At 64.5% G+C, this 11579-nt stretch carries 15 protein-coding genes and 1 tRNA gene; 10 read left to right on the forward strand and 6 right to left on the reverse strand.

Features of this window, described 5'->3' with window-relative positions; all coding sequences use genetic code 11:
- Nucleotides 1-180: 180 nt before the first annotated feature.
- From B2V17_RS03700 to B2V17_RS03710, 3 genes are all read right to left on the reverse strand, one after another.
- Complete coding sequence (locus B2V17_RS03700; RefSeq protein ID WP_292995326.1) at nucleotides 181-1314, reverse strand: hypothetical protein; 1134 nt, start codon at nucleotides 1312-1314, stop codon at nucleotides 181-183.
- 93 nt (nucleotides 1315-1407) lie between these two features.
- Entirely contained in the window at nucleotides 1408-2061 is a 654-nt protein-coding gene (locus B2V17_RS03705) for a COQ9 family protein (protein WP_292995328.1), read from the reverse strand.
- A 2-nt stretch (nucleotides 2062-2063) separates the two neighbouring features.
- Nucleotides 2064-2687 (reverse strand): ankyrin repeat domain-containing protein, encoded by a 624-nt coding sequence (locus tag B2V17_RS03710; RefSeq protein WP_292995330.1) that lies wholly within the window; start codon nucleotides 2685-2687, stop codon nucleotides 2064-2066.
- Nucleotides 2688-2785: 98 nt separating this feature from the next.
- On the opposite strand from B2V17_RS03710, the gene B2V17_RS03715 reads away from it, so the two are divergent.
- The 8 genes from B2V17_RS03715 to B2V17_RS03750 are packed head-to-tail and all read left to right on the forward strand — an operon-like array spanning nucleotide 2786 to nucleotide 7623.
- Complete coding sequence (locus B2V17_RS03715) at nucleotides 2786-3385, forward strand: SCO family protein (RefSeq protein WP_292995332.1); 600 nt, start codon at nucleotides 2786-2788, stop codon at nucleotides 3383-3385.
- Complete coding sequence (locus tag B2V17_RS03720; protein WP_292995334.1) at nucleotides 3382-3831, forward strand: YcgN family cysteine cluster protein; 450 nt, start codon at nucleotides 3382-3384, stop codon at nucleotides 3829-3831. Before B2V17_RS03715 ends, B2V17_RS03720 begins: the two co-directional genes overlap by 4 nt.
- Entirely contained in the window at nucleotides 3824-4549 is a 726-nt protein-coding gene (locus B2V17_RS03725; RefSeq protein WP_292995336.1) for a M48 family metallopeptidase, read from the forward strand. Before B2V17_RS03720 ends, B2V17_RS03725 begins: the two co-directional genes overlap by 8 nt.
- Before the next feature lie 44 nt (nucleotides 4550-4593).
- Complete coding sequence (locus B2V17_RS03730) at nucleotides 4594-5106, forward strand: DUF4402 domain-containing protein (protein ID WP_292995338.1); 513 nt, start codon at nucleotides 4594-4596, stop codon at nucleotides 5104-5106.
- Nucleotides 5107-5145: 39 nt separating this feature from the next.
- A complete protein-coding gene (locus tag B2V17_RS03735; protein ID WP_292995340.1) occupies nucleotides 5146-5598 on the forward strand; it encodes a hypothetical protein in 453 nt (150 codons plus the stop codon).
- Nucleotides 5588-6553 (forward strand): bifunctional diaminohydroxyphosphoribosylaminopyrimidine deaminase/5-amino-6-(5-phosphoribosylamino)uracil reductase RibD, encoded by a 966-nt coding sequence (gene ribD, locus B2V17_RS03740; RefSeq protein ID WP_292995342.1) that lies wholly within the window; start codon nucleotides 5588-5590, stop codon nucleotides 6551-6553. The genes B2V17_RS03735 and ribD overlap by 11 nt, the downstream gene beginning before the upstream one ends.
- The gene (locus B2V17_RS03745) at nucleotides 6553-7173 is read left to right on the forward strand and encodes a riboflavin synthase (protein WP_292995344.1); all 621 of its coding nucleotides are present in this window, start codon (nucleotides 6553-6555) and stop codon (nucleotides 7171-7173) included. The genes ribD and B2V17_RS03745 overlap by 1 nt, the downstream gene beginning before the upstream one ends.
- A 6-nt stretch (nucleotides 7174-7179) precedes the next feature.
- Nucleotides 7180-7623, forward strand: coding sequence for a GNAT family N-acetyltransferase (locus tag B2V17_RS03750; RefSeq protein WP_292995346.1), 444 nt, complete (start codon nucleotides 7180-7182; stop codon nucleotides 7621-7623).
- Here the strand turns inward: B2V17_RS03750 and B2V17_RS03755 are convergent.
- Both B2V17_RS03755 and B2V17_RS03760 read right to left on the reverse strand, forming a co-directional pair.
- Nucleotides 7620-8168, reverse strand: a complete 549-nt coding sequence (locus tag B2V17_RS03755; protein WP_292995348.1) for a GNAT family N-acetyltransferase — start codon at nucleotides 8166-8168, stop codon at nucleotides 7620-7622. The genes B2V17_RS03750 and B2V17_RS03755 overlap by 4 nt on opposite strands.
- A 278-nt stretch (nucleotides 8169-8446) precedes the next feature.
- Nucleotides 8447-9625 (reverse strand): aromatic amino acid transaminase, encoded by a 1179-nt coding sequence (locus tag B2V17_RS03760; protein ID WP_292995350.1) that lies wholly within the window; start codon nucleotides 9623-9625, stop codon nucleotides 8447-8449.
- 289 nt (nucleotides 9626-9914) lie between these two features.
- On the opposite strand from B2V17_RS03760, the gene B2V17_RS03765 reads away from it, so the two are divergent.
- A complete protein-coding gene (locus tag B2V17_RS03765; RefSeq protein ID WP_292995352.1) occupies nucleotides 9915-10358 on the forward strand; it encodes a DUF983 domain-containing protein in 444 nt (147 codons plus the stop codon).
- Here the strand turns inward: B2V17_RS03765 and B2V17_RS03770 are convergent.
- Complete coding sequence (locus B2V17_RS03770; RefSeq protein ID WP_292995354.1) at nucleotides 10355-11110, reverse strand: DUF1134 domain-containing protein; 756 nt, start codon at nucleotides 11108-11110, stop codon at nucleotides 10355-10357. The genes B2V17_RS03765 and B2V17_RS03770 overlap by 4 nt on opposite strands.
- Nucleotides 11111-11317: 207 nt before the next feature.
- On the opposite strand from B2V17_RS03770, the gene B2V17_RS03775 reads away from it, so the two are divergent.
- Nucleotides 11318-11410 (forward strand) — tRNA-Ser (locus B2V17_RS03775).
- The last annotated feature ends 169 nt before the right edge of the window (nucleotides 11411-11579 follow it).

Raw genomic sequence — 11579 nt, forward strand, 5'->3', positions numbered from 1 at the left:
TGATCGAGGTCAAATTCCTCCCCCGCATGAGGAAGAACGAGCGGACCGGATACCATGGCCGCCCCAGCAACCGCAGCGACCATAGCGCGTTGGCCAATTTGGAGGCGGGTCGAGCGTTGCGCCGGCCCGGACTCCAAAAACCCTGGCTCATTGCATGTCATTCGAATTGGTCGCCGGATATCACTTTCCCGGTGCGTTAAAGGTGATGGCGTAGGCGGTGTTTGGGGCCAGCCCTGCTGGGACGTTGAACGTGAACCCGGCCGGAGTGGCCTCAACAAACCCGTTTCGCACCGCAGTCACGCTCGGCGCGTTGGCTGCCGCGATCACTGGATAGCTAGCCGTGGGATAGGGGTGAGCATAGGTCACAATTAGTTGACCTCCCCCTGCCGGAGCGTTGCCGGTGGTTAGGGTAATGATACCTGAATTGCCCTGTGCGTCGATGTACACGCTCGCTCCGGTGCCGGCTGCGGCCAGCGGCTTGACCGTCGGTGCAGCGGTGTCGTTCAGAACAAAGCTGCGCCTCACCCCGTCTGCCTTCGTAAAATAGGGCATGGCACCTGCGTCGACCTCGAATGCTCCCGGTTCGGGTACGGCAAGCAGTTGCGCGTTCGACGAGAGAAACTTGAGCGGACCGAACCCGGGCGAACTCGCGCCCGCAGAGATCACAACCCAGCCGCCAAAGTTCGAACCCGGGGGCGGCAGCGGGCCACCAAGTCCGCCGGGAAAAAGCACCTGTTGAAAGCTGTTCGCGGCGATTGCGGTGATTGGGCCGAACCGGTTGGGGTATTGCCGCGAAGCCTGGCTGTTATGAACGCCGGAGCCGGTGATCAGCAGCCAGCGCCCCGCAACTTCGCCGGCATTGGCCGGATTCTGGTCGATGATAACGCGAGTCCCGCCGACATGCCCAGTCTGGCTGCCGGTTCCAGCCTGCCACAAGTCGGAAACCACCCGGTCCCCTGCCCGAACTGCGTCGAAGGTGTTCATCTTCGTGCCACGGGTCTTGACCCACATGTTGATCACGCCCTTACCGTCGGCGCCGTATTTGAACCCGAGGTAGCCCGCGACGTTTGGATCTGTCGCGTTTACCTGAACCAACATGTTACCGACGCTCCCGGTGGGGTCTGCCGCGGCCGGTGTCCCGGGGATGTCGGTGACGACAATGGTGGCCTTGGTGATCTTCGGCGCATTTGCCGCGGCGAGTGCTTGCGCCGCTTCGGCGCGCGCGACCGGGTCGACCGCTTGCGCTTGGGAGAAAGCGGGTTCGGCGCAGCCTAATGCGGCAACCACAAGGGCTGTTCGAATAATACTGTTCATGGAAATCTCCCCCTCCTGGATCGCTCCAGTCGAACATCTGTCAACGCGCCAAGTAATGCCGCTCGTGCTCGAAGTCGCAAGGGAAATTCGCGCTCAACGCGCCGGGTACCGCAACCTTCCCAGCAGCCGTGCCGGGCTGAACATTTCCTCGCGCGGGCGCAACAACTGGGCCTTGGCCTTTTCGAATTTCATGATCCCTTCGATCCGGCGATCGAGGAAGGCCCGGGTCTCGGCATGGTCTTCGCTGGTGTCGTTCACATAGACCGCGAGCGTCGCAGCGTAAATCGAACCCAGTGTCATGCGCTTGGTGTAGTGGTTGTAATCGGTCGCCGTATCACCGGCGAGCCGCCACATCGCATCGGCGCTGCGCCAGCCGAGCCGCACGGTCCGCGCCACGTTCTGCGGCATGGCCATGATCGCCTGCGCGCGGCGCAGAGCTTCCTTCTGGCCGACAATCGCGTCGAGCCGGAACTGAACGAGGGTGCGGATCCGTTCGCGGATCTTGAGATTTCCGATCCGCTCGGCCGGCAGCGCCTGCGCCATCGCCGCGTCGACGCTGGAAACCCAGGCTTCGATCATCTGCATCGGCCCGCCGGAAAAGGCGAACAGCGCCGCAGCCGGATCGATCCCGGCCGACTGGGCCGCATCGCGCACCGCCGCTTCGCTCCAGCCATCGAACGCCGCAGCCTGGGCGATGCCGGGAGCCAGCGCGATTCGCAGTTCATCGAGGCTCTGCGCTTCGCCCATGGTCAGAACTTCGGGCCGAAGATCTGCGGACCCTGCCCCGGCTTGCCCTTGGGCTTGGCATCGCTGACGATCACACCTAGCAGCGCCGGATTGCCGGTCAGCTTGGCATAGTCGCGCGCGGTGCGGCCCGAATTGTCGGCCCGGTCTGGATCGGCCCCGGCCTTGAGCAGGACCCGCATCAAGGGAATGTTGCGATTGTGCGTGGCAGTGATCAGCGGGGTTTCGCCCGAATTGTTGCTTTCGTCGATCCGCGCGCCCTGCCCGACCAGCAATTCGACCCCTTCGAGGAAGTTGAGATTGCTGGCGATCACCAGCGGCGTCACGCCTTTGGCATCGCGGGCATTCACGTTGGCGCCCTTGCCGATCAGAAAGGACATCCAGGTCAGGTCACGGCGCTGGGTAACCAGGTGCAGCGCGGTTTCCCCGCTGGTCAGGTCCTTGGTGTTGATCAGGTTGGGATTGCCCTCGGCCAGCATTTCGGTGACCTTGTCACCTTCCTTCTTCTTGACCGCTTCAAGGAACTTGTAGCTTTCCGATAACTGGGCGGCTGCGGGCGCGGGCAAGGCCAGCACACCGAGCGGGGTAGCCAGGGCCAGAATCAGCGACAACTTGCGAAACTTCGGCACGGAAACAATTCCTCCTGTTGGCGCGGAGCGGGAATCACGACCCTGCCCCGAAAGCCTCCTTGCGCGGCGCGGTTTAGCAGAGCATGAACCGCCGCGCCATGACCAAGCCGATTTTCACGCTCGCCTTCGCCGCCCTCGCCCTTTCCGCCTGTTCGCAAGCCGAACGCAAGGAAGAACCCAAGGTGACCGGCGCCCTGATCGACGGCGCGGCGATCGGCGGGCCCTTCACGCTTACCGACAAGGACGGCAAGCGGGTCAGCTGGGATGATTTCAAGGGCAAGTACCGGATCGTCTACTTCGGCTATACCTTTTGCCCCGATGCCTGCCCGATGGACCTTTCGATACTGATCCGCGGCTTTACCGAGTTCGCCAAGGACCATCCGCAGCAAGCGGCAGAGGTCCAGCCGATCTTCATCACGATCGACCCGGCGCGCGACACCCCGACCCGCGTCGGCGAATTTACTGCCGCCTTCTCCCCCAGGCTGATCGGGCTGACCGGCTCGCAAGCTGAGGTCGACGTGGCGGTAAAGGCGTTCAAGGCGGTGGCCGCACGCGGTGCGGATACGCCCGGCGGATACCTGATGGATCACAGCCGGATGGCCTACCTGATGGGCAAGAACGGCGAGCCGATCGCTGCATTACCGGTCGACAAGGACCCGGCCACGGTCGCGGCGGACCTTGCCGCGCTGGTCAAGTGAGGGACCGCTTCTGGGAATTGCCGATTGCGGCCCTCGACAAGGCCGAATGGGAAGCGCTGTGCGACGGCTGCGGCCAGTGCTGCCTGCACAAGGCCGAGGATGAAGACACCGGCGACATCTATATGACCAACGTCGCCTGCCGCCTGCTCGATATCCCGTCGGCCCGCTGCAGCGACTACAAGCATCGCAAGGCCGAGGTCCCCGATTGCGTTCGCCTGACGCCAAAGCTGGCAGCGACCCTGCCGTGGCTGCCCGAAACTTGTGCCTATCGCTTGCGCGCTGACGGTGAGCCCTTGCCGGAGTGGCACTATCTGCGCTGCGGCGATCCGGAGGCGGTTCACCGCGCCGGGGCCTCGGTGCGTGGCAAGGCGATTCCCGAAGCGCTGGCTGGCCCGTTGGAACAGCATGTCATTCTTCCCCCGGGGGTGGAGCTGGCCGATGATTGACTGGCTTCGCAGGAACAGCAGGGAGGACCCCAAGGTCGAAGTGGCCGGGCAGCTGATCCCGGTCGTGCTGCGGCGCAGCGCCCAGGCCAAGCGGATGACGATGCGGCTGGCCCCCGATGGCAGCGAGGTGCGGATCACCCTGCCGCGCTGGGGCCGCAGCGAGGAAGCGCTCGATTTCGCGCGCAAGCGGGCCGGCTGGCTGGCCGGGCAACTGGCCGCCGTGCCGCCGAAGGTTGAACTGGGCGACGGGGCGATGCTCCCCTATCTGGGCCTTCCCCGCACGATAGTGCACGATCCCCGCGCGCCGCGCCGGATCGTGCTGAGTGACGAGGCGATTCAGCTTGGCGGGCCCGCCGAATCGCTCAGCACTCGTCTGACCCGCTGGTTGGAGGGCGAAGCCCTGCGGCTGCTGACGGAAGACCTGGCCCATTACTGCGAGGTCGCCGCGCAGCCGGTGCCCAAGCTGGGGCTCAGCCGGGCACGGCGGCGCTGGGGGTCCTGCGCCCATGACGGTACGATCCGGATCAATTGGCGGCTGGTGATGGCGCCGGGGTTCGTGCGCCGCTCGGTCGTCGCTCACGAGGTCGCGCATCTGGTCCATTTCGACCACAGCCCCGAATTTCACGCCTTCCTCGACCGGATTTTCGAGCACGATATCCGCGCCGCGAATCGCTGGCTGAAGCGCGAAGGACGGCAACTCTATGTCCCGCTTGGGTAATTTCCCGTAACCGCGAATTAACCATAGTCGGCCACTCTGCAAGCATGGCACGAAGCCTTGCCTTGCTGCTGACCGTGGCCCTGCTGATGCCGGTCCCGCCCGCCAAGGGGCAGGACAGCTGCCGGCTGTGCTATGCCGATCCATCGGCCAAGCCGGGCGAACGGCCACTCAGTATCGAAATCTGGGCTGACCTCAGCTTTGCCAAGCTGGCGCTGACCAGCCGCAGCGGCGGCAGCGCGGCAGTCGATGCCCAAACCGGCAGCAAGAGCACCCAGGGCGACATGATCGATCTGGGCGGCGCCCCGGTTAACGGGCGCGGCAAGATCACCGGTGCGCCCTTGCGCGAAGTCCGGGTCGACCTGCCGGCCCGGGTGCCGATGACCACGCCCGACGGGGCCAGCGCCGAATTGACCGACTTCACCAGCAACTTGCCGCCTCACCCCCGGCTCGATGCCAATGGCGAGCTGGAGTTTACCTTTGGGGCCCGGCTGGTGGTCAAGAGCGGACGCGGCGGCAACTATCGCGGCCGCATCCCGATTTCGGTCGATTACAACTGAACGCTGGCGCTGGGCGCGCCGCGCCCCTATCTTGCGCGCATGTCCTATTGGCAAAAGATCAATCCTACAGGAGCGGTCGGCGATTTCGTCGATGTATTCCGCAACGCCGGATCCAAACGCTGGCCGATCGCGCTGATCTCGCTGGCGATCACTACCGGCGTGTTCTCCTCGCTCGCGTGGGAAAGCTGGAAGAAGCCCCGCCCGCTGCCCGAGGTGACCTACATCAATTCCTGGCCGCTGGACCGGACCGAGGCTGAAACCCAGGAATTCATCAAGGCCAAGCAGAAGGAAAAGGAACAGCGCGAGGCCGCGATCGAAGCCTACGAAAAGGAAGGCCGCGATCTGTGGGCCACGGTCGGCAAGGCCTCGGGCATGGATGTCGACAAGATGAAGAAGCAGGCCGAAGCTGATCGCGCGCGCGAAAAGGCCGCCGAGAAAGCCAAGGCCGACGCGATCCTCAAACAGGCCGGGGTCGAACCGGTTGCCGAATAGCGAGGATGTCCGCTGGCTGGGTGCCGCCGCCCGGCTGGCGGCGCGCGGGCAGCCGCTGTCCCGCCCCAATCCATCGGTCGGCGCGATTCTGGTCAAGCATGGCAAGGTTGTTGCGCGCGGCTGGACCCAGCCCGGCGGGCGGCCGCATGCCGAAGCAGTGGCACTCGAAGCTGCGGGTGCTGCGGCCCAAGGCGCAACGCTCTACGTCTCGCTTGAACCCTGCGCCCACGCCAGTGCGCGCGGCCCGGACTGCGCCGGGCTGGTCGCCGCCAGCGGGGTCGCGCGGGTGGTGATTGGTTGTGCTGACCCCGACCTGCGCACTGCCGGAGCCGGCGCTGCCCGGATTCGCGCGGCAGGGATAGCGGTGACTGAGTTCGAGCATCCGGAATGCACCGCCAGCCTGGCCGGATATCTGACCCAGCGCCGCTTGGGCCGTCCGCACGTTACGTTGAAGCTGGCGCTGTCCGAAGACGGGTACCTCGCCCCGCCGCCGGGCGAAGGCCAGTGGCTGACCGGTGAAGTGGCCCGCGCCCATGTTCACGCCAGGCGCGCGCGGATGGACGCGATCCTGGTCGGGCGCGGCACGCTGGAGGCGGACCGGCCCCGGCTCGACGTGCGGCTGCCCGGAATCGAACAGCGCAGCCCGGCGCGCTGGCTGCTGACCAGCGGCGCGGCTCCCGCAGGCTGGCACGCCCTGTCCGAGCCGGCCCGGATTGCCGCCATGGCCGATGTCCAGAACCTGATGGTCGAAGGCGGCGCGGTCACCGCCCGTGCCTTGCTGGCGGCGGGGCTGGTCGACCGCCTGTTGCTCTACCGCGCCCCGCGCACCATCGGCGGCAGCGGCCCGTGCCTGCCCGAACTGACCGAGACCGCACTCGCCGCCGATCCGGCCTGGCGGCTGATCGATACGCGCGCGCTTGGCAACGACACGCTGCAAGTCTACGAGCAGAGCTGATGTTTACCGGGATCGTCACCGCCATTGGCACCATCCGCGAGATCCGCGACCAGGGCGACCTGCGCGCGGTGATTTCCTGCCCCTATGATCCTGCCGGGATCGCGATCGGGGCTTCGATTGCCTGTTCGGGGGTCTGCCTGACCGTGGTCGATCGTGGCGGTCAGCCGGGCGATGCCTGGTTCGCGGTCGATGTCTCGGGCGAAACGGTCAGCAAGACCGCGCAACAGCAATGGAGTGCCGGACGCCGGCTCAATCTGGAACAGGCGCTGAAATTGGGCGACGAGCTCGGCGGGCATATCGTCACCGGCCATGTCGATGCGGTCGGGCGGATCGCGCTGCGCGAGGAAGTCGGCGGATCGCTGCACCTGGCGGTTACCACCCCGACCGAAATCTCGCCGTTCATCGCCCCCAAGGGCTCGGTCACGGTCGACGGCGTCTCGCTTACGGTCAACGCGGTTGACGATCATGCCGACGGTACCTGCACCTTCCACCTCAACATCATCCCGCATACCGCGGAAGTCACCACGCTGGGGGGGCTGCAGGCGGGCGATGCGGTGAACCTGGAGATCGACGTGCTGGCACGCTATCTCCAGCGGATGGAAAAGCTGCGGCGGGATTGATCCGCCATGCTGGCGCTCAGGCAGCTGTCCGTGGCCGATGCGGAACTGACCGCGGCGCTGCACCGGGCCAGCGGCGCGTTGATCCCGGGCTATGACACCAGCCTGCACAGTCTGACCGAGGATCTGGACTTTCACCGCACCAAGGTGCTGGTCGAAAACGAAGTCTGGGGCGCTTTCGAGGGCAGTGAATTGCTGGGCTTCATCGCCTGGCAGCCGGGCTGGATCGATCACCTCTATGTCCGGCCCGACCGGCTGCGGCTGGGCATCGGCAGCGTGCTGATCACCCTGCCCCAGCAGTATCAGGATGAACTGCGGCTCTATACCTTCCAGTCGAATATGCGCGGCCGCGCCTTTTATGAGCGCCACGGTTTCGAAATCGAGGAAATGACCGACGGCGAGCGCAACGAAGAGAAGATGCCCGACATCACTTATCTGTGGTACGCCGACTAGCGCTGGCGCAACGGCCCTTCGGCAAAGCTCTGCCGGGTAATCTCGTAAATCACATGCCGGGCCGGACCACTGACGGTCTCGACAATTCCGCCTTCGCGGTCAGTCAACCGGCCGCCGATCTTCTCCATCGCCCGCCGCGAGCGCAGGTTGTGCTCGCCCACCCGGAAATCGACCCGCTCGACGAACCGCAGAGCGTGAGCCAGCATCAGCCGCTTCATCTCGCGATTGAATTGCCCGCCCCAGTGGCTGCGGGAAAGGAAGGTCCAGCCGATCTCGACCGAGCCACCGTTCGCCGGGTCATGCGCCTGCATCCGCGATGAGCCGACGATCGCGCCGCTGGCCCGGTCGATCACTGCCAGCGCGCCGCCTTGCGCCAGGGCATCGGCAAAATAGGCGCGGAATACCTCTTCCTTCCAGCGGTCGCTGGCGGGATGCAGTTCCCAGACCATGGGATCGCTGGCGACGGCATAGAGCGCTTGCCAATCGGATTCGCTCAGGGGACGCAGCAATAGCGTCGGACCTTCGAGGGTCGGTTGTCTGTCCATGTCCCGGCCTTAGCAGATGCACGGGGCACTTTCCTACATTGCGGAAACATGCCCTAAGCTGGTCAATGACCTGCCGCTCGAAACCAACTGCCCCCAGGCAACCCCTAAATTCAAACCTTGTGAAGCAGACAAATCGGAAGTTTACAGCCACAGCGAGCCCGGCACACGCCTGCGCATTGACTAAAACGTTTGTATATCAGCTATTTACCCAAACGTTTCAGCAATCCGAACCTGTTCCGGATCGCCAGGTTTCAACCGTGCCCGGCTGTGATGTTGGCTCAGCTGCTCACCGCGGCGACATCGGCGATGAACTTGTCGATGTTGCCCATGGTCAGGCCCGCCACGTTGATCCGGCCCGATCCGGCCATGTAGATACCGTGATCGGTCCGCAGCCGAAGGATCTGCTCGGGGCTGAGCGGCAGCATCGAAAACAGCCCGCTCTGCCCGCCCAGCACCTTGAAATCGACCGCGCCCTGCTGACCCGCTTCGGCCAGCCGCGCGCGAACCTGGTTCATCCGGGTCCGCATCGTTTCCAGCTCGTCGAGCCACATTGCGGTAAGATCGGGATCTTCCAGAATCAGCCGTACCGCTGCACCGCCGTGATCGGGCGGCATCGACCAGGCTGCACGGGCCAGCGCGTGGCCGTTCGACAGCACCCGGTTCAACACCTCGGCATCCTCGGCCATCACATAGACCGCGCCAACCCGGTCGCGGTACATTCCGAAGTTCTTGTCGCAGGAATAGGCGATCAGCGCCTCGGGCACCTCGGCCAGAACGCGGCGTACGCCATAGGCGTCTTCATCCATCCCCTTGCCAAGGCCCTGATAGGCGAGGTCGAGGATCGGCAACAGCTTCTTCTCGGCGAGCAGCGGGGCGATCTCGTCCCATTGTTCGTTACTGTAATCGATCCCGGTGGGATTGTGGCAGCAGCCGTGGAGCAGCACGGCATCGCCCGGCTGGGCCAGATTCAGCGCGGTGCGCAGCGCGTCCATATCGACCAGACCGGACTTGGTGGAATGCACGAAGGTCTTCAGCTCAACCCCCAGATCACCCAGGATCTGCGCGTGGTTGGGCCAGCTCGGCACACCCATCCAGATCCGCTGGACTCCGGCCTTCTTGGCCAGCGCCACGGCAAGGCGGACCGCACCGGTTCCACCAGGGGCCTGCATGCCATCGATTCGCCCGGACATGGTCGGGTCTTCGCTGCCGAAAATGTAGGGCATCAGCGCGTGAACGAAGCCCATGTCGCCTTCGGGGCCAAGGTAGGCCTTCGAATCCTGAGACTCGACCAGCTTGCGCTCGGCCGCCTTGACCGCACCAAAAACCGGAGTCGCACCCTGTCCGGTGCGATAGACCCCGACCCCGAGATCGATCTTGTCGGTCCGCGGATCGGCATTGTGGAGCTTGATCAGCGCGAGCAGCGCATCGGCGGGCTGTTGTTCAAGGTTGCTGAGCATGATGGCGCGGCCCTTAACCCTGCGGCACACGCCGGGGCAAGCAGAGAATGGCGGAAATTTGCGCTTGCCCTTGGCCGTGAGTGCGCTAGTGCAGGTTCGGGGAATGGCGCAATGCAACTGCGCCAAAGGTCTGTAAAAAGTGAACATTCAACCGGACTGGAAGGGTAATCTGGCCCTCGCCGCAGGTATATTCGTAACTGTGGCGATCATTGGACTGACGATCTGGCGTCTGCTGCTCTGATTCGATCAGGGCTTGAATGGCAAGCGTCATCGGCCCAAGTGGGAAATCATGCTGGCTCCGCTCACCCGTCCCGATTTGCCCACCAAGCTCACCGCCGCGATTCTGCGCGGGATCAAGGGCGAATGTCCGCGCTGCAGCAAGGGCAGGCTGTTCGGCAAATTCCTCAAGCCCGTCAGCCATTGCTCCGCCTGCCATCAGGACTGGAGCCTGCATCAGGCGGACGACTTTCCGCCCTATATCTCGATATTCCTGACCGGCCACCTGATTGCTCCTGTCCTGATCGCGATCGGGATGAGCAAGGCGCTTTCGATGGGCGCGATGATAGCCATTGCCATGACCCTCGCCGCTGTGGTGATGCTGGCTTTGCTGCAGCCCGCCAAAGGTGCAACGATTGCCCTGCAATGGTGGCTGGGCATGCACGGGTTCAAGCCCGGTGGCCGCAATGAAGCCCATGCCCCGCCAAAAGGAGTGCCGGGCAGTCCCTGGGGTTAAAACGGCAGCCAGTTCTGCTTCTTGGAAAACTTCATGTAACCGGCATTGACTCCCAGCCGCAGCCCTACACCCATCCGGATCGGGATCATCACCACATCGCCTTTGCGCAAGTAGGATACGTTGAATCCGCCGACCAGGTAGGCCTGGCCTTCACCTGCCGGAAAGCGCTTGTAGATGTCCTCGCTGTTGTAAAGGTTGTAGACCAGCACAAAGGTGCTGCCGGCATTGGCCCCGGCATCGAACCCGATCGACGGGCCGGTCCAGTAGACCGGACGTTGTCCTTCGACCTTGTGGTGCAAGGTGCCCGAACCATAGCGTACGCCGATAACCAGCGCCCCGCCGCCTTCGCGCCCGGTGATATACGCATTGGGCTCACCCTGCTTGCGCAGCAGATCCTCGATCAGTCCGGCGAGTCCCGCCGCACCCTTGCCGAACACGCCTTCGGCGGCGCCGATCAGGTCGTCCTTCTGGTAGGTTCCCGGATTGGCCGCAGGAACCGCTGCGGGCGCAGCGGGATCGACAGGGGCGGGACTGGCCGGAACGCCATCGACCGGCAGCGGCTCGGCAGGAATCCCCTGCTGGTTAGCCGGAGCGCCGGGCGTGGCCGGTGGTGTGCCTTTGGGCGCGGACAGATCGCCGTCGATCGCCCGGTCGGGATCGACCGGCTGGACCTGGGCCGGAGCCGCGACCGAGCCGATCAGGGCGACCGCACCCAGCACTGAAACCAGCGCCGCACGCGCCGAACGGTTCATGCCTTGGATCATTGCAGCCATCCTTCCAAACTTGTTGGCGCCTAGAGAATCCAAGGGGCCTTGCCCGGCAATGAACGGGCGGCGAGGCGAGTCGGTTTTGCGGCAGGGCGAGTCCCGCCTGGGCCAGGCGGTGGTTCAGAATCTTTGCCAGGTCCCCTTGCCGCCTCTCGAACCCCTCGCTATAGGCGCGCTTCGCCGCTGCGATCCGGAGACGTGGGTGAGTGGCTGAAACCAACGGTTTGCTAAACCGTCGTACTGGTAAATCCGGTACCGAGGGTTCGAATCCCTCCGTCTCCGCCATCTATATCATCCCAGGAAAGCCCGATTGGCCCCGAGAACCCCGGATTTCAGGGGATTTTCCGGCTGAGTTGCGCTTCTTTTGAGCTCGTCGAGTTTGTAGAGATCACTCCCGAACCGCGTCGGTGCGGGGAGAGCTGCGTGGAGCCAGCTTGCGCACATACAGAATCGA

This window comes from Novosphingobium sp. UBA6272 (assembly GCF_002440635.1).
GTDB lineage: Bacteria > Pseudomonadota > Alphaproteobacteria > Sphingomonadales > Sphingomonadaceae > Novosphingobium.